Origin of the sequence: Tardiphaga sp. 813_E8_N1_3, from assembly GCF_051811025.1 — a bacterium.
GTDB lineage: Bacteria > Pseudomonadota > Alphaproteobacteria > Rhizobiales > Xanthobacteraceae > Tardiphaga.
Genome location: NZ_JBPWQE010000001.1, coordinates 3,147,735 through 3,173,223 on the forward strand (window position 1 = coordinate 3,147,735; position 25,489 = coordinate 3,173,223).

Here is a 25,489-nt window from a genome sequence, read left to right on the forward strand (position 1 = left end):
GCTTATACCTCGGCCCAGTAGCGGATGAGATTATGATAGATGCCCGTCAATTTGACCGTTTCTGGGTCGTCTCTTCCGAGACGTTCAACTAGGCTCTGAATCGCGCTGTCGAGATCGAAGATCATGCTGCGCGCATGAGCATCACGTATCATGCTCTGTAGCCAGAAAAAAGACGCTACGCGCATACCTGCCCTTAGAGGCGTTACAAGGTGCAAGCTGGAAGCAGGATAAAGTACGAGGTGGCCGGCCGGCAGCTTCACCTCGTGCGAGCCGTAATTGTCTTCAATAACAAGCTCACCGCCCTCATATTCCTCGGGCTCGGAGAGGAACAGTGTCACCGACATATCAGTGCGGATACGCATGCCGGTGAGATGATCGCCGCGTACCGCATTGTCGACGTGCACGCCGAAGTGATGCCCGTCTGATGCGACGTAACGATTGAACAGCGGCGGGAATATCTGCAGCGGGATTGCCGCAGACAGAAACCGCGGGTTCGACGTCAGTGCCGAGATGATCCGGTTGCCGAGCGCGCGGGCCACGTCGCTGTCCGGCGGCAGTTGCTCATTTCGTTTGACCAGAGCCGATTGCGCACCAGCCGTCGAGCGACCGTCCTCCCAACCGGCCGCATCCATGATGCGGCGGAACTCCGCCACATCGCTTTTGCTCAAGACATCAGGGATGCAGATCAGCATCCCCTAGAACTTCCCGCTGAGAACAAGTGTTCCCGACCGGCCCGGCGCCACCAGCACGAACGGTGCAGCACTGTTGTAGAAACCGTCATAGTAGAGCTTGTTGGTCAGGTTGTTGACGAACAGCTTGAGCGTGATGTTCTGGTCGATCTTCTTCTCGACGAACATGTCGAAGCGCCAGAATTCCGGCAGGACCGTCGTGGTGGTCGTGTACAGAATGCCGCCGGTGCGCTGCGACTGATAGGTCGCCTGCCCGCCCAGCTCCCAGCCGTAGTCGAACTTGTACTTGGTCATAAGGTTGAACGACTGATGGGCGATGTTGGCGAGATCGCGCCCGATAAAGGCCGGAGTTGCCGAGTTCAGCACCTTGGATTCCATCAGAACCAGACCGCCGAATACGCTCCAGCGATCGGTGATCTTGCCGGCGACGCCGAGATCGATGCCGCGGATCCTGTATGACGCGCCAGCTACCACCTGCGTGGCGCCAGCGACGGTCAGTTGCTCCCGCGCATTGCTCTTGGTGGTCTCGAACAGGGCGCCTGTCAGCAACAAATGGCGATCGAACAGCTCCCACTTGGTGCCGACTTCCGCCGACTTGTTTTTCTCTGGCGCGAACACCTGATTATAGGCGCCCGTAAGATTGAAGCCGCCATAGCGTGCGTCGGTGCCATCCAGTTCGGCGCCGACCGGATTGGTCGACGTGGCATAGGCTGCATAGACACTGCCATAGGGCAGCGGCTTCAACGTCAGGCCGACATTCCAGTTTACATTGCCGCTATCGGCCTTCTGCGGGAACGTGGTGGTGGTCGCAAACGGCTTGCCCGCGCTGACGCTGTAATCGTCGTAGCGGATGCCGGTGTTCAGATAGACGATGTCGTTGTAGTTCGCCGTGTTGATGGCGTAGCCCGCATTGGTGTCGACCTTGATCACCGTTGGATTGTTGGCGCGCGTGGGCTGCGCAAAAGCCGAATAGGTCAGATTGGGATTATTGATCGGAACGATCACCGAGCCGATGCTCGTGCTGCCGCCCGGCAGCGACTCCGTCGTCAGGCCCGTGAAGGTGTCGATGTCGACCTTCTCACGCGAGATTTCGGCGCCGACGATTGTCGTGTGCCTGATCGGGCCGGTGTCGAACTTGAACTTGAAGTCCGACTGGTTGGCGATCGTGTCCGTGGTCTGATAGCGGCTGACGGCGTTGAGCTGCACCAGGCCGAAGCCGCCGGCAGCGTCGGAGACGTAGCCGGGAATGCCGACGCGGGGCGCCTCCGGCAGAGTGCCGACATAGGCCAGAGTCGAACGCTCGAGCCGCATCTTGTTGCTGAAGGTGACGTCCGGCGTCAGCGCCACTTCCGTGTTCAGCGAGCCGATATCCTGACGTGCATGCTGGAAGTCGCGATTGGCGAAGCCATAGTAGTTGTTGCGGTTCGCGATGCCGGTTTCCGTTGATGGCTGGTTGGCCGCGCGGTCCCACGGAATGCCGAAATCCGGGATCGAATTGAGGTCGGTGTGAATGTAGTTGGCCGTCACCTTCACGGCGTCGACTGGCGTCCACTTGATGGCTGCGAAGCCGCCCCAGCGATCATCAGTGGTGACGTCGCGGCCTGCGACCTTGGCATCCTGGAACAAGCCGCCAGCGCGCACCGAGACCGTCGGGCTCAGCACCTGATTGGCGTCGATGGTCACACGCTTGGTGGCATCGGTGCCGAAGGCGGTATCGATATTGGTGAAATTCTTGTCGCCTGCCTGTTTGGTAACGATGTTGATCGCACCGCCAGCAGTGCCACGTCCGGCGAAGGACGATGCCGGGCCGCGCAGAATCTCGACCTGTTCGGTGAAGAAGTTTTCGCGGATGCTGACGGCGGGATCGCGGATACCATCGACGAACACGTCGTTGCGGGCATCAAAGCCGCGAATGAAGAAGCGGTCACCGAAAGCGTTGCCGCCCTCACCGGTGCCGAGCGTCACGCCGGCTGTCGAACGGACGGCATCGCGCAGCGATGTCGCGTTCTTGTCCTCGAGAACTTCCCTGGTGAGCACCGTGACGGTGCGCGGCGTATCCAACAGCTTCTCGGTGAATTTGCCGCCCGCAAGCCGGTCCCCTTTATAAGGCGCGGAGGGATCAGCATAAGGATCGGCGGCTAGTCCACCGGCATTCGGAAACGGCACGGGCGCGACTGGCACCGGTTGAGCCCGGCGGGCGGCGCGGCGGAGCGCGGTGCGCGCGCGAATCTGGTCCGGAGTTGGCTTCGATGCCGCCGGCCGGGGCCGAGCAACCGGGGCATCCACTGTAACCGGCGGAAGGGTGGAGGATTGCTGCGCTTCGGCACCACTGAATGACGCGACCGCGATAAGACCTGCAACCGCCGTCGCTTTGCGGCCAGAATACGGATCGGCGCCCTCGCCGGCCCGAACCTCAGAAACAGCACGCAAAGATCGCGGCATTTTCGCCGTACCCATCGAATTCCCCCAAAACTGCGACGCCAGGACGCATCAAGTGCGATAATTTGTCCCATGGACGTAGTCGGCAGGAGAACGGGTGGTCAACGCAATTGGGCCAGATTTCAGGGGGCTTATGTTTGAATATGTCTAGATTGGTCGCGGCAGCTACCTGGAGGTAATATGAAACGGCCACCCTATTCGCTGCTAGGCGGCTTCATCAGCGAGAACATCTCATCGACGGTCTGAAGCGCTGACTGCCTGACCCGATCCGTATTCTCCATGCCGGCAATGTTGATGCCACGCACGACGGCTTTGATCTCGTCCCGATAGTCGGTCAGGAAGCGCAGCGGATCTGGCGAGTCATTGGCGACCCGCGCGATCAATCCGGTAATCAAAATCTGACACGCGATCATCCGCCCATTCAACTCGTCCATGTCCCGCTCCGGATCGATTACATTTGCAAGCCGCGATGTCGGCTTCGACGAGCCTATGGCGGATACGACGCGCAGTTACAACACCAGGCGCTTCGCACTGCGCAGATGGATTGTCCAAGACACCGCACAAAATGGAGCGCAGTGTCCCCTCGGAACGATGCGAGAGATCAGGCGTCACTAATTGCGAACATGAAGATTTGGCAATGAAGCACGCGTTCAAGCGGTCGTGTGTTTACAGCATTTGAGTCGAGACCTAGCTGATCAGTAGCCGCCCAAGCGGGCGTGCATTGGATGCGCATGTCCGCGTCAGTGGCTGCCAAGAGATTGATGAGATCACCATGACAACGCTTACCCGTTTTCGATGGACTGGGCTGATCGTTCTGGCGCTGCTTGCGGCCGGCGGAATTACCGCATGGCGCCATTACGAGACTACCGGAGCCCAGCAGACGAATGCCGACAAACCGCGCGGCCCTGCCCCCATCCCGGTGAAAATTGCATCTGTCGAAAAAGCTGATTTCCCCGTTTATCTCGGCGGTTTGGGCACCGTGCAGGGTTTCAATACCGTCGTTGTGCGGACCCGTGTCGATGGTCAGATCGACACTATCGCTTTCACCGAAGGACAGATCGTCAAGGAGGGTGACCTGCTCGCGCAGATCGATCCGCGCCCGTTCCAGGCGGCGTTCGATCAGGCCAAGGCCAAGAAGGCGCAGGACGAAGCCAATCTCGCCAACGCCAATCTGGATCTGCAGCGCTTCACCAAACTCGGCGAATTTGCGACGCGGCAACAGACAGACACACAACGCTCCACCGTGCTGCAACTGAATGCGCAGATCGCTGCCGATGATGCCGCGATCTCGAATGCGCAGACCCAGCTCGCTTACACCACGATCAAGGCGCCGATCTCCGGCCGCGTCGGCTTTCGTCAGGTCGACCAGGGCAACATCGTTAATGCCGCGACCCAGACCGGTATCGTCACCATCGCACAGATCGAACCGATTGCGGTGATCTTCACTGCGCCTGAACAGAATCTCGTCGACATCAACCAGTCACTCGCTGCGCGTCCGCTCAAGGTGATCGCACTGACGACTGACGGAAAGCGAGTGCTGTCGGAAGGCACGCTCTCGGTCGTCAATAATCAGGTGGACACGACCAGCGGCACCATCCGGCTGAAGGCTGTATTCGACAACAAGGACCACGTGCTGTGGCCCGGCCTGTCAGTCTCGACGCGGCTGCTGGTGACCACGCTGAAGGATTCGACCGTCATTCCCGACGATGCCGTTCAGCATGGCGCCGACGGGCTCTACGCCTTTGCGGTTGGCGCCGACAACAAGGCCGAGCTGAAGAAAATCAAGGTCGGCCCTTCCATGGACGGCCGCACGGTGGTCGAGGACGGGCTGAGCGCTGGCGAGCGTGTGATCGTCGCCGGGCAATATAAAGTGCAGCCGGGCGTGCTGGTGGCGACATCGGTCGCAACATCCGCAGCCAACCCGGCGAAAGGCGAATAGCCATGAACGGAGGAATTTCAGCACCGTTCATTCGCTACCCCATCGCGACATCGTTGCTGATGGCGGGCATTCTGTTCGTCGGCCTGGTCTCCTATCCCCAACTTCCCGTCGCGCCGCTGCCGCAAGTCGACTTCCCGACTATACAGGTAGCGGCCAGCCTGCCCGGCGCCAGTCCCGAGACCATGGCGTCCTCGGTGGCGCAGCCGCTGGAACGACAGCTGGCGCAGATCCCTGGCGTCGCGCAGATGACGTCGACGAGTTCGCTCGGCACATCCGCAGTCACAATCCAGTTCGATCTCAACCGCTCGATCGACGGCGCCGCCAATGACGTGCAAGCCGCGATTAATGCCGCCGGCGGACAACTGCCGAAGACACTTCCGAGCCCGCCGACCTATCGCAAGGTCAACCCGGCGGACTCGCCGATCATGCTACTGTCGGCGACATCGGACACGCTGCCCATTACGACGGTCAGTGACAGTGTCGATGCGCAACTGGCGCAGCAGATCAGCCAGATCTCCGGTGTCGCCCAGGTTACGATCGGCGGCCAGCAAAAGCCGGCGATCCGCATCCAGATCGATCCCGCCAAGCTGGTGGCCAAGGGGCTGCAACTCGAAGACATCCGCAGCCAGATCGCGATCACCACCGTCGACAGCCCGAAAGGCAATATCGACGGCGCGACCCGCAGCTACACGATCTACGCCAACGACCAGTTGCCGGAATCGAAAGACTGGAACGACGTCATCATCGCCTTTCGCAATGGCGGCCCGTTGCGGGTCAGGGATATCGGACAGGCGGTGACCGGCCCTGAAGACGCCAAGCAGGCGGCCTGGGCCAATGGCAAGCGCGGCGTGTTTCTGGTGATTTTCAAGCAACCCGGCGCCAACGTCATCGACACAGTCGACAAGATCAAGGCGGAGCTGCCGCGTCTGGTGGCCGCGATCCCGCCGACCGTGAAGATCGAGGTCCTCAGCGATCGCACGCAGACCATCCGCGCCGCCGTGCAGGATGTGCAGTTCACGCTGCTGCTGACCATCGGGCTTGTCGTGATGGTGATCTTCATCTTCCTGCGCAGCGTCTGGGCGACGGTCATTCCCAGCGTCACCGTGCCGCTGGCGCTGCTTGGCGCCTGCGCGCTGATGTGGGTGTTCGGCTATACACTCGACAACCTGTCGCTGATGGCGCTGACCATCTCGGTCGGCTTCGTGGTCGACGACGCCATCGTGATGCTGGAAAACATCACTAGGTATATCGAGGAAGGCGAAACACCGATGGCTGCCGCGCTGAAAGGTGCCGGTGAAATCGGCTTCACCATCGTCTCGATATCAGTCTCGCTGGTCGCCGTGCTGATCCCGCTGCTGCTGATGGGTGGCATTATCGGCCGCCTGTTCCGCGAATTCGCCGTGACGCTGACCATGACGATTTTCGTCTCGCTGGTGGTGTCGCTGACGCTGACCCCGATGATGGCCTCGCGCTTCCTGCGCGAGGAGAAACACGCCAAGCATGGCCGGCTCTATCAGCTTAGCGAGAACGCCTTCGACGCTCTGCTGCGCGCCTATGAGCGCGGCCTCGACCTCGTGCTGCGCTGGCGCCTGACGACGCTGATGGTGTTCTTCGCCACGCTCGTCCTGTCGGTCTATCTGTTCATGATTATCCCGAAGGGCTTCTTCCCGCAGCAGGACACCGGCCTGATCACGGCCTCCTCCGAGGCATCGCAGGATATTTCCTTCGCCGACATGAAGATCCATCAGGAAGAACTCGGCAAGATCGTGCAGGCCGATCCCGACGTCGCCAGCGTGGCCATGTCCATCGGCGGCAGCGGCGGAGCGCTCAATACCGGGCGCATGTTCATCACGTTGAAGCCGCGCGACGAACGCTCGGCCAGCGCGCAGCAGATCATCACGCGCTTGCGCCCGAAACTGGAAAAGGTCCAGGGCGCACGGCTCTTCATGCAGGCCGCGCAGGATATCCGTCTCGGCGGCCGCGCCACCCGCACCCAGTTCGAATACACGCTGCAGGACGCCAATCTGACGGAACTGAACGAATGGGCACCGAAGATTCTGGCCAAGATGCAGACGCTGCCGGGACTGCGCGACGTCGCCACCGATCAACAGACCAAGGGCACGACGCTGACGCTAACCATCGATCGCGACAACGCCTCGCGCTTCGGTATCCAGCCGCAACTGATCGACGACACGCTGTATGATGCGTTCGGCCAGCGTCAGGTCGCTCAGTACTTCACACAGTTGAACAGCTACCACGTCATTCTTGAAATCCTGCCGGAGATGCAAGGCAAACTGGATTCGCTCGACAAGATCTACATCAAGTCGCCGACGACCGGTGACATGGTGCCGTTGTCGGCCTTTGCGAAATGGACCACCGTGCCGGTGCGGCCGCTATCGATCAGCCATCAGGGACAATTTCCGGCGATCACGATCAGCTTCAATCTGGCGCAGGGCGTTGCGCTCGGACAGGCGACCGATGCGGTGCAAAATGCCATGCAGGATATCGGCGCGCCATCGACTCTGCGCGGCACCTTCCAGGGCACGGCTCAGGCGTTCCAGCAATCGCTTTCGACGGTGCCGCTGCTGATCCTCGCCGCACTGGTGGTGGTCTATCTGATCCTCGGCATTCTCTATGAGAGCTACATCCACCCGCTGACGATCCTGTCCACCCTGCCCTCGGCGGGCGTCGGTGCGCTGGCGATCCTGATGGCGTTCGGTTTCGATTTCAGTCTGATCGCGCTGATCGGCATCGTGCTGCTGATCGGCATCGTCAAGAAGAACGGCATCATGCTGGTGGACTTCGCAATTGCTGCCGAGCGCGACGAACATCTTGAACCGGAGGAAGCCATCCGTAAGGCAGCTCTCCTACGTTTTCGCCCGATCATGATGACGACCATGGCGGCGCTGCTCGGCGGCGTGCCGTTGATGCTCGGCACTGGCACCGGCTCGGAAATCCGCCAGCCGCTCGGCTATGCGATGGTCGGCGGCCTCATCGTCAGCCAGGCACTGACGCTGTTCACCACGCCGGTGGTCTATGTCTATCTCGACAAGCTTTCGAACATCATGTCGGGCTGGGGACGATCGAAGCGCGACGAGGGTAACCGGTCGGACAAGCAGGTGCTGGCGAAACAGGCCGCCGAATAGCGCAACGGCGCGCTATGCGGCCTCTTCGATCCTGGTGCCGACATAGACCGTGTTGGAGACTTCCTCGTCTGCATTCAGATTGTCGAAGGCCACGACATGCGCGGTGACGGCGCCGAAGACACTCTCCATCACGGCTGTAAATGCAGCTTCCGGTGGGTCGTTCGACCACAGCGCAAACACGCCGCCCGGCTTGAGATGCTCAGACAGACGCCGCAGCCCGGCCGCCGTATAGAGCACGGCATGGCTCGGATGCAGCAGGTTGTCCGGCGCATGGTCGATATCGACCAGTATCGCATCGAAGCGACGACCGGGGGCATCGGGATCGAGATGACCATCCGTCGAGGTCGCCATCTTGAAGAAATCGCCATGGACCAGACGGCAGCGCCCGTCCGCCGACAATTCGCGGCCGATCGGGATCAGGCCGGCTTGGTGCCATTCGATCACTTCGGGCAGTGCATCAATGACGACCAGCGAACCGACCTTCTCGTGCGCGAGAACCGCCTGCGCCGTGTAGCCCAGACCGAGACCGCCAACGACAACATCCAGCCCGCTGCCGGTTAGCGACGCCAGGCCGATATCCGCCAGCGCGATCTCGGCAGCCGTGAACGCGCTCGACATCAGAAATTCATCGCCGAGCTTGATCTCAAAGATATCGACGTCCGCCCCCGGCTTCCGCCGACGTCGCAGGGTCAGAACGCCCATCGGCGTCGGGCGATAATCCAGTTCTTCGAACATCATGCTCATATCCAACCATGTACATGGTGCGTGCAATGCGGCAACAACGAAATGCCCCAAGTGTGCAAATCTGGACAGACACCTCCGGCCAAACGGCTAAACACCTAACGTCGTCGATGATTCGTTGCGTCACGGTTGCGTGTTGCGTGGAGAGTGACTGCAGGCTCACTCCAGCGCGCGGGGGCGCCGCCATGAAACGCATTCTGGTCGTCGACGACGACCCGCTCGTGTCCATTAGGCTGATACTGGAACGCGAGGGCATCGAAACCGTCTCGGCGATGGTGGCGAGATCGGTCTATTCGTGGCGGAAGATACCCACTTCGATGTGATGATCGTCGATAGCTTCATGCCGCATGATCAGGCGTCAGCCATATCGCCCTGATCGCTCTTCGCCGGCGATTTCTTCTTGCTACCTTTGGTGTTCAGGAAGCGAATGTCGATCTGCGCACCGTTCACCTTGACCAGTTCGCAGCGGCGATAGGCAAGTCCGGTCGATGACAGCAGCAGGAAGAACTCCTTCAGATTGAGGCCCTCGATGGACGTCTCGAGGATCAACTCGGCGTCGTGACTCGACACAGCCTTCAGCACGCAACTGCGTCGCCATGTGCCGTCGATAGCCATGATCCAGACATTGTAGCCGCGCCCGAAAGTGACGCGCCCGTTCGTTACAGCTTCTTCTGCCATGACCGCTCCTACGCCCGCATACTGGCGGGAGACGTCTTCAGTCCGGCACCCATGTTGGGCACGATCGATGGCGACGCCTGCACACCCACCGGCAAATACACACCGCGGCGATTGGGACAAACCTGATAGCGGTCGGTGAGACCGATCACGGTCTCAGCTGCTCCCAGAAACAGATAGCCGTCAGCCTCGCTGGCCTTTGCAAGCCTGCCGAAGATGTCGCTCTTGGTGGCCTGATCGAAATAGATCAGTACGTTGCGGCAGAAGATGACGTCGAACTTGCCGAGATGCGCGTAGTCCTGCAGCAGATTGAACTGCTTGAACTGAACCATCGCGCGGATGTCGGCGTTGAGCTGCCACGTCGTGCCCGTCTGCTTGAAGTATTTCACCAGCAGCTGGATCGGCAAACCGCGCTGCACCTCAAACTGGGTGTAGACGCCAGTGCGCGATTTTTCGAGCACTTCGGGCGACAGATCCGTGGCCACGATCTCGACGCGCCACCCGGTCAGCGCGGCACCGAGTTCCTTCATGATCATGGCGAGCGAATACGGCTCCTGCCCGGTCGAGCCGGCGGCGCACCAGATCCGCAGACTGCGCTTGCTAGCGCGCGCCTTGATCAGGTCGGGAATGACCGTGTTCTGAAAATGCTCGAACGGGGTCTTGTCGCGAAAGAAGAAGGTCTCGTTGGTGGTCATCGCTTCGACCACATCCGAGATCATCGGCTCGGAGCCAGCTTTCATCTTCTGAACAAGTTCGCTGATCCCGGCGACACCAGCCTTACGCGCCAGCGGCATCAGTCTGCTTTCGAGCAGGTACTTCTTGTCGGCCGACAGCACCAGTCCGGAACGATCTTTCAGGATCTTCTGCAAATACTCATAATCGATAGGGGTCATGGTCTCTTTCTAAGACGCAGCGCCGGTCCAAATAACTTGCAGCGACGACTGTATGCCGCTCCGTGCAAAAAATGCGTACTACACGATTGCAGCAAATGACTAAGAGATCGCCAAGACGCCGAAGGACGTTGCGCGAGATTTCCTGCGCCGGGCACAAAGTTGAGAAGCGCGGCAACATAACCGCCGCCCCGCGGTAACCTGCAACCTGCGCAACAGTTCAACAAGCGAATGGCGGGAGGCGGCGCAACTAACAATGAAAAAGCCGGCGCTTACGCGCCGGCTTCAATGTCTTGCTATCTCGTAGCGTCAGGCTGCGCGTACGGCGTTCAGGAATTTGCTGACCTCGACCTTCAGACGCGTGCTGTCCGAGGACAGCGACTGCGCTGCGGAGAGCACCTGCGAGGATGCCGAGCCGGTCTCGCTGGCGCCACGCTGCACGTCGGTGATGTTCGACGAGACTTGCATTGTGCCCTGCGCTGCCTGCTGGACGTTGCGGGAGATTTCCTGGGTCGCAGCGCCCTGCTCTTCCACCGCCGACGCAATCGTCGAAGCGATCTCGGACATCCGGCCGATGGTGTCTCCGATCTCCTTGATCGCACCAACCGATTCCTGCGTCGCCGCCTGGATGCCGGAGATCTGCGTCGAGATCTCACCGGTGGCTTTCGCCGTCTGCTCGGCCAGCGCCTTCACTTCCGATGCCACCACCGCGAAGCCGCGACCGGCCTCACCGGCGCGCGCTGCTTCGATGGTTGCGTTGAGCGCCAGAAGATTGGTCTGGCCGGCAATGTTGTTGATCAGTTCGACGACGTCACCGATGCGAGCGGCCGCGCTGGCGAGCGCACTGACGCGATCATTGGTCAGGCGCGCCTGATCGACGGCCTGGTTGGCGATGCTGGCCGATTCCTGCACCTGACGGCTGATTTCGTTCACCGACGAGGCCATCTCCTCAGTCGCCGAAGCAACCGACTGCACATTGGTCGAGGCCTCCTCCGAAGCGGCTGCCACGGTCGTTGTCAGCTCCTGCGAACGTTCGGCGGTCGCGGTCAGCGTGCTGGCAGAGGCTTCCAGTTCGGTCGAAGCCGACGACACCGTCTCGACGATCTCGCCGATCATCGTTTCGAATTCGCGCGTGATGCTATCGACGCGGCGACCGCGCTCGATCTTGGCTTCTGCATCGGCGGCTGCCGCTTCGTCGGCCGTACGCTTGTCGATCAGCGCCTGCTTGAAGATCTGCAGCGCGTCTCCCATCGTGCCGATCTCTGTCTTCATGCCCTGATGCGGCACGATGGCGGTCAGATCGCCCTGGCCCAACGCCTGCATCGGCTTGACGATCGATGCGATGCCGCTGGAGACGTCCCGCACGAGATAGATACCAATGCCGATACCAAGCACGGCGGAGACCACGAGGATTGCGACAACCATCATGAAGGCAGCATTGTAATTGGCGAGAGCCTCTGCACCGGCAGTGTCGGAGCCCCTGAGATTGAGCTCGATGTCCTTGTTCAGAAGTTCGTCAGCTTTCAAGCCGATCGGATTCACAGTCTTGGTGTTGAGCAAATTTGCTTCCTGCGGCATCTTGCCGGCGCTCTTGCGCGACAGATCCATCACATCGAGCGTGCCCTTCTTATAGCTGTCCCAGAGCTTGCTCCATTCCTCGTAGAGCGCGCGTTCTTCCGGCGAGGTGATCAGCTTCTCATACTTCGCGCGGATGCCGTTGTTGCTCGTGACCACCGTCTCCAGGGTCTTCTCATTGGCCAGCTTTTCTTCGAGCGTCTCGGACAGCATGTGCTGACGGATCACGTTGCGATAGGTGATCGTACCCGAGCGCAGATCGCCGAGGAAACGCACGCTTGGCAGCCAGCTGGTCTGGATATCCACCGCATTGGCGTTGATCGCCTGCATCTTCCGAACCGCGATCAGGCCGAGACCCGTCATCGCAAGCAGCAAAAATGAAAGAACAATGGTGATCTTGGCGCGAATAGACAGGCTGGCGAGCATGACGAAGGGTCCCTCGGTTTTCGACCGTTGGTCCGCAATGTGCGGGGTGTCGTGGAAATGAAGCAGTCAGCAGAAGTGCAATGGCAGAGCGACGAACACGGGGATCGATGACTTTCTTGTTATCAAGTCCCGCCGCTTCAATTTGTAGGTATTATGTAAACCATTGGTAAAGGTGCGACATTCTGGCTGAGCAAAAATGAACCGAAGCTCTCTTTTTCGATGACCTGCAATATCAGCCAGTTAGTAACAAGCATCTGAGGTTGACCGCCGCAATTTCACTACTTGTGGGAGTGTGCTGGCGTAGGGCAGCGACGACATCGTGCCTCTGGGCAAAGTGGCGAATCAAAAATACAATTTTTGGTTCCAATCACCAACATTGCTGACCTAAAGTTTATCCATCGCTCAGCGCGAGTAACGATGCGGCGTGCGAGCACGACTGAACGTGCTGGCTGGGGAACCAGAAGCAATCTGGTCCGGGTATTTATCTCGCAGTGAGATTATAACCGCCCAACTGCATCTCAATCTGAAGATAGCAGCTGCGCCCCGTGCCGGTTGATTTGGTAGGTCTGGGACGACATGCAGCTGGGACACCGGAACGTCCTACGGTCGCCAGGCAGACTGGCTCTAGGCTGCTCCACAATCTTGATAAGAGTGCGTGCCGCCCCGCAACGGCGGCACAGCAATAGATTGACTGCTGGTAGTTTCGTTGCTCTCACATCGATACCTCCGCGGAGTGAAGTCATCGACTCAAGTCCGGTTGTCCTGCTCCGTTCCACAACTTTTACTACGCGGTACTACGCTGCAGCGCTCCTGATGATCGCCCGACAGCTTTCAGAGAGTTCCTTCGCCTCAGCCTGGAGCGGGCCGGTAATGGTGAAGGTGCGGCCCTCAAGCACCTTTCTGAACATGTTCCGGACGACATACTGCACCCAGTCGTCATCACAGCGCTGGGCATTCATATCGAGCTGATGTTCAGCGCAGCGCCTGGCTTGCCACTTTCCAGCAATACGGAGCCAGGCCGTGCTCATCGCGTGCTCGTGAGAATGAGCAGCAATCCCACCGCGACATAATGGCACACCTTTGTCCCATCTGTCGGCAACGTCCTTCAAACGCAGGATGTCGAAATTTCCATGGCCAGCGATAACAAGTCTTGGGCTCGGCAGGTGACCTATGGCTCGGACTTATCTCCAACCAGAAGTGGTGGAACGACCGGCCGATCCGTTCGTCAACCAGAGGCTGCGGCCCTCAAGGGCGCAGGGACGCGAGCCGACGATCTATCAAATCGTGCAGGATGCCTGGGCCAAGAGTTTCAACACCCGCGACATGCCCGGAACCTCGGAGGAAGCCGACAATTTATCAAGGCTGCAGCGGTGCATTCAGGAAATAGAGAGCGCCACCGGGCTTGAGTTATCGGTCGGACACATCGCACTCGATATGACAGCCGCGGATATGGTCAAGGCGATTGTGTCCGGGAAGGCAACTGCCAAAGCCGTGGGCGAGCAAGCTGATCTGCGTCCAATCCTGTTCTTGTTGCCGGGGTCCCTCGGTTACGGTCCGAGCATGGCAGCTTTTGCAGCGGGGCTGGGCAAGATCGCCCGGGTCGTCCCGATCAAATACCCCGACCTGACGAGCATCCTCGACGGAAACAACACGGTCGCCTCCATGGCAGATGCCGCGATGGAGCAAATCGGCCGGAGCCAACCTCTCGGACATGTTCGCCTTCTCGGCCACTCCCTTGGTGGTGTAGTCGCGTTCGAAGTTGCGGCGCGGCTGCTGGAAGCACGGCGGTCCATCAAGTTCCTGGGAATTCTCGATACAACCATCGTCAATGAGGGCCGCGATTACCGGGAGACGCTCGCCCGAACGTTGCGGCGGCTCCGCGCCAATCATGTGAACATGTCGCGGATAGCCTGCCGAGCACTCGCAAAGGTTACGGCTGCAATCGGTGGCGAGGCATCCCTTACCTGGATGCTTGGTCGCTATACGCGAGGGAAGTTCAACGCCACCAGCTTCCGAATTAGGCTTGAACTGCAAGAGGTGTTGCGGTCGCGAGCTTTCTACCAATGGCTGGCGTCGCCCAAGCCGGCTTTGCCGATCGGGGCTACACTGTTTCGCTGCAACCGGGACGGAGCGCCGCACGCGCTCGGCTGGGATTGCGCCCTCGCAAGCCTCGACGTGATCCCCATTGCAGGCACGCATATCGAGCTCGTCGTCGAGCCCTACCTCGCCACCAACCTCCCCTTGGTCGAGAGTGCGGTCGCGCAAACCTACACACCGGCCGAATTTTGCAAGCGGGAAGCGCTGTCATGACCCTTGCTGCGCACATTCCAGCTGTGCGGGAGTTCGGCAACAACGTATTGGCGCTCGATCCCGTTGCCGAAGTCGAGAGGATTGTCCAGACGCTACGCCAACAGGTCCTGGATGTGTTGGGGCGCCGCGGCGCCGTCGTTGGTCTTTCCGGCGGCATCGACAGCTCCGTCGTCGCGGCGTTGTGCGTGCGTGCATTCGGCAACGACAAGGTCTTGGGTATCTTCATGCCCGAGCACCATTCTTCGGACGATTCACTGAGGCTCGGCCGCAGTTGGGCGGCGCAGCTTGGCATCGACACCGTGTTGGAAGACATATCGCCCGCCCTCGAGGGGCTCGGCGCCTATCGCCGGCAGATCGAGGCAATCCGGACCGTCGTTCCCGAATATGACGACGACTGGAAATGCAAGCTGGTGCTGCCATCGGTTCTCGCGAGCAACGGATTGAATATCACCCGTCTCACGGTTCAGAGCCGCGACGGCAGCACCCGCACCGTTCGTCTTTCGTCAAACGCCTATCTCCAGATCGTCGCCGCGACCAATTTCAAGCAGCGCGTCCGCAAGATGACGGAGTACTACCACGCCGACCGCCTCCGATACGCGGTCGCGGGCACACCGAACCGCCTCGAGCACGACCAGGGCTTTTTCGTCAAGCAGGGCGACGGAATCGCGGACGTGATGCCGATCGCCCATCTCTACAAGACGCAAGTCTATCAGCTCGCGGAATATCTCGAGGTCGAGGAGGAGATCCAGCGCAGGCCACCGACCACGGATACGTTCTCGATGCCGCAGAGCCAGGAGGAGTTCTATTTTGCGCTGCCTTATCACCAGATGGATCTGTGCCTTTACGCGGTGAATCACGGGATTCCGTCAGACGAAGTCGCAGAGGCTATCGGACTGACAGCAGCCCAAGTCGATTTGGTATTCAGGGATATTGACGCCAAGCGTCGTGTCACGCGCTACCTCCACGCACGACCCCTGCTCGTCACTCAAGTATTCGAGGACTGACCTGCATGTGCGGTGTCGCGGGCATAGTGTCAGTAAGCGCCGCCGCAGGGGCCCCCTCGCGCGAGGCCTTGATGCGCATGCTCGGCGCGCTGGCCCATCGGGGCCCGGACGAGCGCGGCCTATACCGGGACGCACGCGCGGGATTGGCACATGCCCGCTTGTCCATCATCGACATTTCGAGCGGTCAGCAACCTCTCGCGGATGCGAGCGGCACGACGTGGATTGTGTTCAACGGCGAAATCTTCAACTACGTTGAGTTGCGTGAGAAGCTGATCAGGCTTGGTTACAGGTTCCGGACCCGCAGCGACACGGAGGTCATCGTCAACGCCTATCGGGCCTGGGGCGAGGACGCCTTTGAGCGGATGACGGGACAGTGGGCGCTCGCGATCTGGGACTCGGCAGCCCGTCGTCTGGTGCTGGCACGCGATCGCACCGGCATTTGCCCTTTGCATTTCTGCGAGCGCGAAGGTCGACTGTATTTCGCCAGCGAAGTGAAGGCCATCTTCGCGGCGGATGCAGCGATTCCCCGCACCTTCGATCCAGTGGGCATCGATCAGACATTCACTCTCTGGACCGTTGTGGCGCCGCAGAGCGTGTTTCAAGGGATCAAGGAGCTCGTCCCGGGACATTTCCGCATTTATGAAAACGGCGATATTCGCGAGAAAGCGTTCTGGAAGCCGCGATATCCCGAACTATCCCATCCGCGCGACGGCCAGTTTTCCGGTTCACTCGACGATGCCGTGAAGCAGGTGCGCAGCGCGCTCGAATCCGCGACGTCGCTTCGAATGGTACGCTCCGACGTAAACGTCGGCAGCTATTTGTCCGGCGGGCTCGACAGTTCGCTTATTGCGGCGATGGGCTGTCACTTTGCCGGCGAACGCTTCCAGACTTTCTCGCTGCGTTTTGCCGACGCTGAATATGATGAGACCGAGTTCCAGCGATTGGCCGCTCGGGTCGCCGGTAGTGAGCACCATGAAGTGGTGGTTTCACGCAGTGACATCGCCGAGATTTTTCCGCAGGTCATCTACCACACCGAGCGTCCGATCTTGAGAACGGCGCCGGCGCCGTTGTTCCTGCTGTCGCGCCTGGTGCGCGCCTGCGGCGTCAAGGTTGTGCTGTCCGGCGAAGGCGCCGACGAAATGTTTGCCGGCTACGATCTGTTCCGCGAAGGAAAGGTCCGCCGTTTCTGGGGGCGGCACCCCGCTTCGACACGCCGCGCGCGGCTGCTTGAGCGTCTCTACCCTTATCTCACACGCTCGCCGGTCACGCAGCGAGCAATGGCCCGGCAGTTTTTCGGGCGCAATCTGTCGGAACACGCCACGCCGGGCTTCGCGCATGACACCCGCTGGCGAACGACCAGCGGCATCAAACGACTGTTCTCCAGCGACATGTGTGCGGAATCGGCGAAGCACAATGCGGTTTCCGACTTGATCGCCAATCTGCCTCCTGAGTTCACGCAATGGAGCTCCCTTGCGCAGGATCAATATCTCGAAATCCAGACACTGTTGTCGGGATATCTCCTGTCCTCTCAGGGCGACCGAATGCTCATGGCTCATTCAGTCGAAGGACGCTTTCCTTTCCTTGACGAGGACGTGGTCGCGCTGGCGAATTCGCTGCCGCCCGCCTACAAGCTCCGCGTCCTTGACGAGAAGCACGTTCTGAAGCGCGTCGCACAGCCGATCGTGCCGTCGGACATCATCGCCCGCAAGAAGCAGCCGTTCCGTGCGCCCGACGCTCTGTGTTTCGTTGGCCGCGATACGCCCGCCTACATCGACGACGCGCTTTCAGAAACGGCCATTCGCGAAGCAAACGTCTTCGATCCCGACGCGGTCGCGCGCCTGCGCAGCAAGTGCCGGACACAGGCCGCAACCGGCAACGGCAATCTCTCGAACTCCGACAACATGGCGATGGTCGGCGTGTTATCGACCCAGCTCCTGCACCAACAATTCGTCGCGAGCCGTCCTGGTGGACGCCACGCGCTGGAGCTGACCGTTGATATCGATCGCGAGCACCGGGTTGAGGGGGCCCTATCCTGATGCATGGTCCTGTACCGCTCCTGCATGATTACCTCATCCACTCCGCCCGCCATCTCGGTGGAAAGGTGGCGCTGGTATGCGGCAAGCATCGCATCAGCTATGGTGAGCTCGAGGCGCGCTCCAACGCTATCGCGAATTATCTGGTCGCGAGCGGAGTCGAACGTGGCGACCGGGTGATTATCTTCGCCGACAACACTGTCGAGACCGTCGTCAGTTTCTGGGCCGTGCTGAAGGCGAATGCCGTGGTGTGCATCGTCAATCCGCTCACCAAGCGCGACAAGCTTGGCTACCTGCTTCATGATTGCCAGCCGACGGCGCTCATCACCGACAAACATCTCTTGCCGATATTCAAGGAGCCCGCGCAGGCATGCCCGTCGTTGCGCCGGGTGATCGTTTCCGGGCCTATCGACGATGCTGAGCTGACGGAGCTGCCCCATGCGATACGCTGGAGCGAGGCAGGCGCCGCCGGCCACGACGTAGCTCCCGCGCGCAGCTGCATCGATATCGATCTCGCAGCCATCGTTTACACCTCCGGATCGTCCGGCGATCCCAAAGGCGTGATGCTGACGCACCGGAACATGCTGACCGCGTGCACGTCGATCGCCTCATACCTCGCGCTACACGAAGACGAGGTCATTTTGAACGTCCTGCCGCTCGCCTTCGATTACGGCCTGTATCAGATGATCATGGCGTTTCGCACGGGGGCACGACTGGTCCTCGAACGGTCGTTCGCTTTTCCGGCACAGATTCTCGGGCTTATCGCCGAGGAGCGGGTGACCGGCCTGCCCGGCGTGCCGACGATCTTCTCGACGCTGTCAGGGCTCAAGTCGATAAAGGAGCACGATCTCTCGAGTATCCGCTATGTCACGAACACCGGAGCTGCGCTGCCGATGAAGCACATTCGTCTGCTGCAGGATCTGTTTCCGGAAGCGCGCATTTATTCCATGTACGGCCTCACTGAATGCAAGCGCTGCACCTTTCTGCCCCCGGAGGATATCGATCGAAAGCCGCTGAGCGTTGGGATCGCCATCCCGAATACCGAGATGTGGATTGTCGACGAGCGCGACAGACGCGTGGGCCCCGACGTGGTTGGCCAGCTTGTCATTCGCGGCGCAACGGTGATGCGAGGCTATTGGGGCAAGCCAGAGGCCACGGCCAGGAAACTCAGGCCCGGTCCGCTGCCGGGCGAGCAGGTTCTGTACACCGGCGACTACTGCCGGATGGACGCGGAAGGCTACCTCTACTTCGTTGGCCGCAGCGACGAGATCATAAAATCCCGAGGAGAGAAGATCGCCCCCAAGGAGGTGGAGAACGTGCTGATGGATATTCCGGGCGTAAGGGAAGCCGCAGTCATTGGCGTTCCCGATGAGCTCCTCGGGCAGGCTGTTAAAGCGTTTGTCGTTATCGAGCAGGAAATAACACTGAGCGAGAAGCAGCTTCAGAAAGAATGCCAGCGACGCCTCGAAAGCTTCATGGTGCCGAAGTGTATTGTGATCGTGCCTAGCCTGCCGCGAACGAATACAGAAAAACTCAACAAGAGAGCACTGCACGAGTCGATTTCCGAATGATCTGATCGTGACTTTTCTTGATAAATTGGAGTTGAAACATGCTGCTAGTCAGGGAACCACTCGAGACCTATCGAAGGCAAGTTCGCGATTTTCTGCTGTCGAACTTCTACATCTCTGAAGCAAACTCGCTTGAGGTCGACACATCGCTGCTCGACCAGGGCATCATCGACTCGACGGGAGTGCTCGAGGTCATCGGATTCATCGAGGAAACCTTCGGCATCACGGTCGAAGACAGCGAGCTCCTGCCTGAGAACCTCGATTCCATCGAAGGAATCGCACGCTTCGTCATGAGCAAGAAGAGCTGATGTTTGTCTGCAGCGTCCAGACCGCGTCGCGAACACCACCGCAGCGGTTCAGGTTATTGTGTCCCTGCGACACCCCATAACGACGCGGCCTTCGCCGGTCTCGTTCGTCACCACCCTGATGTTCTCATAGCTTTTGCTGCGCTCAAGAAGGGTTGTCACCTGTCGCTCTTGACCGGCGCCGACCTCGAACAGCAGGATGCCACCCGGCCGCAAATATCGGACTGCGTCCTTCGTCACCCGCATATGGATGCTGAGTCCGTAAGGACCGGCGGCGAATGCCTCACGTGGTTCGAGTTCGAGCAAGGGGGCTCGGTCGCCCCTGAGCCGCGCTTCCGAAATATAGGGTGGGTTGCAGACGATCAGGTCGATGGTCCCTTCCAGCGGCAGATCTGAAAAAGCGTGGAACAGATCACCCTGAAGCACCGACGTGCGTTGCGTGAGTCCGTGATAGGCGACATTGCGACGTGCGACCGTGACACATCCATCGGTTAGATCGCTCGCCCAGACGCGCGCGTCGGGGATCTTGAGAGCGATGGCGCATGCCAGATTGCCCGCGCCGCAGCACATGTCGATCACCCGCGGCTCCGGCACGTTTAACTGACGCAGAGCATCGACAGCGCTAGTGCAGAGCAATTCGGTTTCCGGCCGGGGGACGAGCGCACCGGGTGCGACCAGCAACTCTATTCCCATAAATTGAGTGCGCCCCTCATCGTAAGCCTTGGCGACGTTGATCACTTCGCTCATTACGGTCACCATGCCTGAACGTTGCGCGACGACTGTTGCATGCGGCGCGATCCTGCGTCGGACAGAATCATGCCTTGCCCATGTGGCAATGGCGGTAGTCACAACGAGGTAGGTGAGCCGATAGCGGGAATGCAGTTGTTTTCAGCAGCGATCCTTACGCATTTGTCGATGCCGAAGCTCACCGGCTGCATCGTTATCCGACGATGCAGACCTCGCTCTGACTTCGGCCACTTCGAGGCTGCGTAGTATTTGCCTGTCCCGCTTTTTCGAGTTCTTATGAACGGGGGCCGCGGCGATCCGGCCCCCTATCCAGCGAGCTAACGATTCGTGGCAGTGGCTTCGTTGGCCGTTTGCTGCTATGGCGCTCTTGGTATCAACTGGGCTGAGGCCTCAAGTTGTTTTTTGTATTGTCCAAGACTCTTGGCAACGCGCTCGCGCCGGTCAATTTCCTGATCGGCCTCGGTGTGCTCGGTGCGATCCTTTCGGCAACACGACTTTCTTCGCTTGGCCGCGGGCTTATGATCACAGCCGCCGTGCTGCTTGTGGTGGCCGCGTTTTCCCCGGCTGGAAGATTACTGCTCTATCCGCTTGAATCGCGCTTCCCGCCCTGGGATCCGGGACAGCGTGCGCCTGACGGCATCATCGTGCTCGGCGGCTCGATCGATGCCGATGTTTCACTTGCACGCGACACGCCGGTCGTCCGTCGCTCGCCCGGCCGCATCATCGCAGCCGCAGCGCTGGCGCGACAATATCCGAATGCACGGCTGGTGTTCACCGGCGGCAGTCCGAGACTGGTGTCGGATGCCAGGGAGGCCGATTACGCCGCCGCGCTCTTCGAAAGCCTTGGGGTCGACAGATCGCGGTTGATCATGGAGCGGCAATCGCGCAACACGCATGAGAACGCCGAATTCACCAAAGCGCTGGTGGCGCCGAAGCCGGGCGAGCGCTGGGTTCTGGTGACATCAGCGTTCCATATGCCGCGATCGATTGGGTTGTTTCGCAAAGCCGGATTTCCGGTCGAGGCTTATCCAGTCGACTGGTTGGTCGGCGGTCGGCGCGACGCACTTTCCTTCAGCACCCTCGCCCTTGATGGGCTGTCGCGGACCGACATTGCGATGCGCGAATGGTTTGGGCTCATTGCCTATCGAGCCGCGGGGTGGATCGACGACTTGCTGCCAGGCGCCGATGAACATTGATTCTGTTGGGCCCGAGATATGGCAAGCGGCAAATGCCGCAGCCATCGGAAGCGAAAAACCAGTATGACCACGCCGCCGCAGGCAGCGACCGGACGCCATTCGAGCCTCGTGTGGACCATTATCGGGGACCACCGGGTTTTTCGAAAAGGCTACGGGTTAGAAGTCTTTGATCTACGAAGGGAAATTCGCATGTGGCTGGGGAACTAGGATTCGAACCTAGACAAACAGAGTCAGAGTCTGTTGTGCTACCGTTACACCATTCCCCAAACGATTCAGAGACTTACAGGAAAATCCAGTCTGGAATCGATCGGAACAGAGATGCCATCTCGTTCGGGCGCGTTCTAGCCCGTCCGCCGGACAAAGCGCAAGGGCTCTGGACGGAAATGACGGCTCATTGACACCACTGGCAATGGACAGGCCACGCAGAGCGCGGCCTGCCCGGTCGCCTCGCCCTATTCGCCCGGCCCACCGGCCGGGATGGCTATCGGCTCCGGCACCACACGCCTGCTGAGCGCCAGATAGACACCGCCGCCCACAACGATGCCCGCCAGCCAGCTCAGATCCGCGCCGCCGAGAAGGTTGATCGAGATCGGCCCCTGCAGCGCGGGCACCAGCCCATCCTGGAACAGCCAGGTGGCGATCAGGCCGGCGAAGAACGCGATCATGCCGCTCCAGTTGATATCGCCATAGATGCTGGTCTCCGGCGACTTGTAGAGTTCGGCGATGTCGATCTGGCTTTTCCGCCTGACGAAGAAGTCGGCCAACACCACGCCAGCATAGGGGCTCATCCACATCAGCAGGCTGATCAGCCAGTTGTCGAACGCCTTGGCGAAGGACGGCGCGAAGATGAAATACACCGTCACCGCATAGCCAGCGACGCCGACGATGAGCGCCAGCATCGTCCGTGAAAAACGGACACCCATGCTGAGCGCCGCCAGCGCCGACGAATAGACGTTGAGGATGTTGGTGGCGATCGGCCCGTGCAGCACCAGCAGCAGCACGAGGATGCTGGCAACGCCGCCGAACACCGCCGAGACCATCTTGGCCGGATCGGTATCGAGTGTCACCGACGCGATGGTGGCGCCGAGAATGGCCAGCCACACCGACGGCACGAACATGCCGACATAGCTGTACCAGAACACGGCCTTCGACGAGGTCGAGCGCGGCACGAAGCGTGAATAGTCCGACGCCCAGGTCACCCACGAAATGCCCCAGCCGACACCGACGGCGGTCATCAGCAGCGACAGCATCGCCAGATGCGGCCCCGGCGGCAGTGACGTGGTGTGATTCCAGTTGACGACGCCGGGCTGGCTCCAGGCCAGCACACTCATCAGCACCATGATCACCACCGTGACCGGCACGGTGTATTTCTCGAAGGTGCGGATCGCATAGAAACCATAGGTGCCGATCACCACTTGCGTCACCATCACGATGGTGATGACCACGAGATTGGCAAACCAGCTATCGGCGATGCCGAACTGGCCGAGGATGGCCATCGAGATCTTGACCGGGAAATAGGTGTTCACTCCGATCCAGCCGAGCGTCATCAGGAACATCAGAAGGCTTGGCAGATAGGCACCGCGGCGCCCGAAGGCCGAGCGCGCGAGGACCATCTGGTTGACGCCGGTCTTGTGGCCCATGACCGTGAAGGCGGCGAAGATCGCGGAGCCCGCCGCATTGCCGATCACGATAACGGCGATCGTCTCCCACAGACCGAGCTTGAGAATGATACCAAGCGCGCCGAGCGCCCAGTTTACCGGTGCAATATTGGCACCTGCCCAGATCCACATCTGCTGCGGCCCGGTGGAATCCCGGTCGGCATCGGGGATCGGTTCGATACTGTGGATGTCTGCCCGCAACTCAGAGTTAGTCATGCTCGCCCCCACGTCAGAAACAACCTGAGGTCAACAAAGCAAGACGCGTACCAATCCCGGCAGAGCGGCTTGCTACTTGTGGGGCACCGGCGGCGTGCCGTGGGTGTGGAATGACTCGATGGTCTTCAGACCCCAGGCCTGTCCCTTCTTGCGCTCCTCTTCGGTCCAGACGATCGGCTTCCAGTCCGGCGCCAGGATCAGCCGTGCGCCGGCATTGGCGACTTCGACGCGGTTGCCGCCGGGCTCATAGACATAGAGGAAGAAGGTCTGCTGGATCGCATGTTTGTGCGGGCCGGTCTCGATGAAGACGCCGTTTTCCAGAAAGATATCAGCCGCGCGCAGAATGTCTTCCCGGCTGTCCAGCGCGTAGGTGACGTGGTGAAAGCGCCCTTTGGTGCCGGAGTGATCGCGCGAATAGGCGAAGTCGTAGCTCTTGTTCGACATGGTCATCCACATCGCGGCTTCCGTGCCATCGTTGAGCACGATCTGCTCGGTCAGCCGGAGTCCCATATAGTGCTCGAAAAACTCGCGGTTGGCCTTGATATCCACCGCCAGGCAGTTGAGGTGATCGAGGCGTCGCACATTGATGCCCCGCGCCGGATAGCGCTGCGCCTGATTTTTAAGCGCCGGCTTGAGCTCTGGTGGCGCCTCGTACCATTCCGTCTCGTAATAGAGTTCAACGATGTGACCGTCGGGGTCGCGGCAGCGAAATGCCGGCCCATGGCCGAGGTCACCGTCGGTCCAGCCGATATCGTAACCAGAGCCCTTCAGTGCCGCCACGCGGCGCTCCAGCGCCTGCGGGCTGCGGGCACGCAGCGCCATATGCTCCATGCCCGAGGTGTTCGACGCCGTCAGCTTCAGCGAGTAGCGCTCATAGTCGTCCCAGCCGCGCAGATAAACGGAGTCCCCCTGCCGGCCGGACACCGTCATGCCCATGACGTCGACGAAGAACTTCTCACTTTCGGCAGGCTTCGGCGTCAGCAATTCGAGATGACCGAGATGCGCGAGATCGAAAATGGGTTCGGGAAGCATGGGTGTCGTCCTTGGGCGAAGCGTCTTGATCAGGTTAGCGCAGAGCGCGCGTCACATCATCGAACAGTTCATCGACGCTGAACTTGCGCGGGATCAGTCCCTGCTGTGCGGAGTAGTCCGTGATCAGCTCTAGCGATCGCGTCATGTCATCCTTGCTGAACGCCGGCACCTTGCCCGTTGCAGCCGCCCTGCTCGCCTCCAGCATACGCTGCACCTCGCGCACGACGTCGGACCGCGTATCGGACAATTGCTTGCTGACGACCACCATGTGATTGATCGGCACCACGCCATGCCTGGCCAGCCAGGCTTTCTCTGCAGCGGCCACGTCCGGGAACAACTGCGCCACCCGTGGATCGTCGCTCTTCTCGCCGAGCACGGCATGCAGTTCGCCATCACACAGCATCTGCATGATCGCCTTTCCGGCGGGCGCCTTGGTGGTGTTGTCGACATATTCGGCGACGTGGGGTTCCTCGAACGTGACCCATTCGATGGCATCGAGATTGACGCCATAGTCGTTGGCGAGCATGCCGCGCAGCCACGCGCCCGTCGTCGTCGTAAACGATCGAATGCCGACGCGTTTGCCCTCGAGGCCTTTCGGCCCGATGATCCCAGCTGCGGGGTTGGTGACCGCGAAGCCAAACTGATGCCGTGCCATCATCACGCTTGGCAGCAGCACCATCGGCTTGTCATAGCTCCTGGCCATCAGATAGGTGACGATAGCCATTTCGGCGACGTCGAAAGCGCCGTCGCGCACCATCGGCTTGAAGCCCTTGTTGGTGGGCGTGTAGTCCGCGAAGTCCAGCTCGACGAGATCAGACGTTATCGCACCGGATTTCAGCGCGGCCGTATGCGGGTGATCGCCGAGCAGAGTACGGAGCCGCATCACAGCCTCCTTCCCAC

At 60.3% G+C, this 25,489-nt stretch carries 21 protein-coding genes and 1 tRNA gene; 9 read left to right on the top strand and 13 right to left on the bottom strand.

Annotation, left to right across the window (positions count from 1 at the left end; all coding sequences use genetic code 11):
* Nucleotides 1-2 precede the first annotated feature (2 nt).
* The 3 genes from AB8A33_RS15115 to AB8A33_RS15125 form a co-directional block, all read right to left on the bottom strand.
* Nucleotides 3-692: a Fe2+-dependent dioxygenase gene (locus AB8A33_RS15115; protein WP_439093483.1), complete on the bottom strand. Its 690-nt coding sequence runs from the start codon at nt 690-692 to the stop codon at nt 3-5.
* A 3-nt stretch (nt 693-695) separates the two neighbouring features.
* Nucleotides 696-3,146 (bottom strand): TonB-dependent receptor, encoded by a 2,451-nt coding sequence (locus AB8A33_RS15120; RefSeq protein WP_439093484.1) that lies wholly within the window; start codon nt 3,144-3,146, stop codon nt 696-698.
* A 176-nt stretch (nt 3,147-3,322) separates the two neighbouring features.
* Nucleotides 3,323-3,562, bottom strand: a complete 240-nt coding sequence (locus AB8A33_RS15125; RefSeq protein WP_089267192.1) for a hypothetical protein — start codon at nt 3,560-3,562, stop codon at nt 3,323-3,325.
* Between the two features lie 338 nt (nt 3,563-3,900).
* Between AB8A33_RS15125 and AB8A33_RS15130 the strand changes: the two genes are divergently transcribed.
* The gene (locus AB8A33_RS15130; RefSeq protein ID WP_439093485.1) at nt 3,901-5,067 is read left to right on the top strand and encodes an efflux RND transporter periplasmic adaptor subunit; all 1,167 of its coding nucleotides are present in this window, start codon (nt 3,901-3,903) and stop codon (nt 5,065-5,067) included.
* A gap of 2 nt (nt 5,068-5,069) precedes the next feature.
* Nucleotides 5,070-8,213, top strand: a complete 3,144-nt coding sequence (locus AB8A33_RS15135; RefSeq protein ID WP_439093486.1) for a multidrug efflux RND transporter permease subunit — start codon at nt 5,070-5,072, stop codon at nt 8,211-8,213.
* A gap of 12 nt (nt 8,214-8,225) precedes the next feature.
* Here the strand turns inward: AB8A33_RS15135 and AB8A33_RS15140 are convergent, their stop codons facing one another.
* The gene (locus tag AB8A33_RS15140; RefSeq protein ID WP_439093487.1) at nt 8,226-8,951 is read right to left on the bottom strand and encodes a spermidine synthase; all 726 of its coding nucleotides are present in this window, start codon (nt 8,949-8,951) and stop codon (nt 8,226-8,228) included.
* A gap of 188 nt (nt 8,952-9,139) precedes the next feature.
* Here AB8A33_RS15140 and AB8A33_RS15145 point away from each other — a divergent pair, with 188 nt between their 5' ends.
* Nucleotides 9,140-9,277 carry a hypothetical protein gene (locus AB8A33_RS15145; RefSeq protein WP_439093488.1) on the top strand — a complete coding sequence of 46 codons (138 nt, stop codon included), beginning with the start codon at nt 9,140-9,142 and terminating at the stop codon, nt 9,275-9,277.
* Nucleotides 9,278-9,305: 28 nt separating this feature from the next.
* Here AB8A33_RS15145 and AB8A33_RS15150 read toward each other — a convergent pair whose 3' ends face one another.
* The 4 genes from AB8A33_RS15150 to AB8A33_RS15165 all read right to left on the bottom strand — a co-directional run bounded on the left by AB8A33_RS15150 (nt 9,306) and on the right by AB8A33_RS15165 (nt 13,548).
* Complete coding sequence (locus AB8A33_RS15150; RefSeq protein ID WP_439093489.1) at nt 9,306-9,632, bottom strand: PilZ domain-containing protein; 327 nt, start codon at nt 9,630-9,632, stop codon at nt 9,306-9,308.
* A gap of 8 nt (nt 9,633-9,640) precedes the next feature.
* Entirely contained in the window at nt 9,641-10,522 is an 882-nt protein-coding gene (locus AB8A33_RS15155; protein ID WP_439093490.1) for a CheR family methyltransferase, read from the bottom strand.
* A gap of 306 nt (nt 10,523-10,828) precedes the next feature.
* Nucleotides 10,829-12,520, bottom strand: a complete 1,692-nt coding sequence (locus AB8A33_RS15160) for a methyl-accepting chemotaxis protein (RefSeq protein WP_439093491.1) — start codon at nt 12,518-12,520, stop codon at nt 10,829-10,831.
* A gap of 794 nt (nt 12,521-13,314) precedes the next feature.
* Nucleotides 13,315-13,548, bottom strand: coding sequence for a hypothetical protein (locus AB8A33_RS15165; protein WP_439093492.1), 234 nt, complete (start codon nt 13,546-13,548; stop codon nt 13,315-13,317).
* Nucleotides 13,549-13,690: 142 nt separating this feature from the next.
* Here AB8A33_RS15165 and AB8A33_RS15170 point away from each other — a divergent pair, with 142 nt between their 5' ends.
* Genes AB8A33_RS15170 through AB8A33_RS15190 form a run of 5 tightly spaced genes read left to right on the top strand, consistent with a single transcriptional unit; the run spans nt 13,691 to nt 19,743 of the window.
* The gene (locus AB8A33_RS15170) at nt 13,691-14,830 is read left to right on the top strand and encodes a thioesterase domain-containing protein (protein WP_439093493.1); all 1,140 of its coding nucleotides are present in this window, start codon (nt 13,691-13,693) and stop codon (nt 14,828-14,830) included.
* Nucleotides 14,827-15,834: an NAD(+) synthase gene (nadE, locus tag AB8A33_RS15175; RefSeq protein ID WP_439093494.1), complete on the top strand. Its 1,008-nt coding sequence runs from the start codon at nt 14,827-14,829 to the stop codon at nt 15,832-15,834. Before AB8A33_RS15170 ends, nadE begins: the two co-directional genes overlap by 4 nt.
* A 5-nt stretch (nt 15,835-15,839) precedes the next feature.
* Entirely contained in the window at nt 15,840-17,870 is a 2,031-nt protein-coding gene (asnB, locus tag AB8A33_RS15180; RefSeq protein ID WP_439093495.1) for an asparagine synthase (glutamine-hydrolyzing), read from the top strand.
* Nucleotides 17,870-19,438 carry a class I adenylate-forming enzyme family protein gene (locus tag AB8A33_RS15185; protein ID WP_439093496.1) on the top strand — a complete coding sequence of 523 codons (1,569 nt, stop codon included), beginning with the start codon at nt 17,870-17,872 and terminating at the stop codon, nt 19,436-19,438. Before asnB ends, AB8A33_RS15185 begins: the two co-directional genes overlap by 1 nt.
* A 38-nt stretch (nt 19,439-19,476) precedes the next feature.
* A complete protein-coding gene (locus AB8A33_RS15190) occupies nt 19,477-19,743 on the top strand; it encodes an acyl carrier protein (protein ID WP_068730608.1) in 267 nt (88 codons plus the stop codon).
* A 48-nt stretch (nt 19,744-19,791) separates the two neighbouring features.
* Here the strand turns inward: AB8A33_RS15190 and AB8A33_RS15195 are convergent, their stop codons facing one another.
* Nucleotides 19,792-20,487 (bottom strand): N5-glutamine methyltransferase family protein, encoded by a 696-nt coding sequence (locus AB8A33_RS15195; protein ID WP_439093497.1) that lies wholly within the window; start codon nt 20,485-20,487, stop codon nt 19,792-19,794.
* A 395-nt stretch (nt 20,488-20,882) separates the two neighbouring features.
* Between AB8A33_RS15195 and AB8A33_RS15200 the strand changes: the two genes are divergently transcribed.
* Entirely contained in the window at nt 20,883-21,683 is an 801-nt protein-coding gene (locus AB8A33_RS15200) for a YdcF family protein (protein WP_439093498.1), read from the top strand.
* Nucleotides 21,684-21,875: 192 nt separating this feature from the next.
* Here AB8A33_RS15200 and AB8A33_RS15205 read toward each other — a convergent pair.
* From AB8A33_RS15205 to AB8A33_RS15220, 4 genes are all read right to left on the bottom strand, one after another.
* Nucleotides 21,876-21,949 (bottom strand) — tRNA-Gln (locus AB8A33_RS15205).
* Nucleotides 21,950-22,135: 186 nt separating this feature from the next.
* Nucleotides 22,136-23,557: a purine-cytosine permease family protein gene (locus AB8A33_RS15210; protein ID WP_439093499.1), complete on the bottom strand. Its 1,422-nt coding sequence runs from the start codon at nt 23,555-23,557 to the stop codon at nt 22,136-22,138.
* A 72-nt stretch (nt 23,558-23,629) separates the two neighbouring features.
* Nucleotides 23,630-24,589 carry a catechol 2,3-dioxygenase gene (locus AB8A33_RS15215; RefSeq protein WP_439093500.1) on the bottom strand — a complete coding sequence of 320 codons (960 nt, stop codon included), beginning with the start codon at nt 24,587-24,589 and terminating at the stop codon, nt 23,630-23,632.
* A 34-nt stretch (nt 24,590-24,623) separates the two neighbouring features.
* Nucleotides 24,624-25,472, bottom strand: coding sequence for a hypothetical protein (locus AB8A33_RS15220; protein ID WP_439093501.1), 849 nt, complete (start codon nt 25,470-25,472; stop codon nt 24,624-24,626).
* Nucleotides 25,473-25,489: the final 17 nt, after the last annotated feature.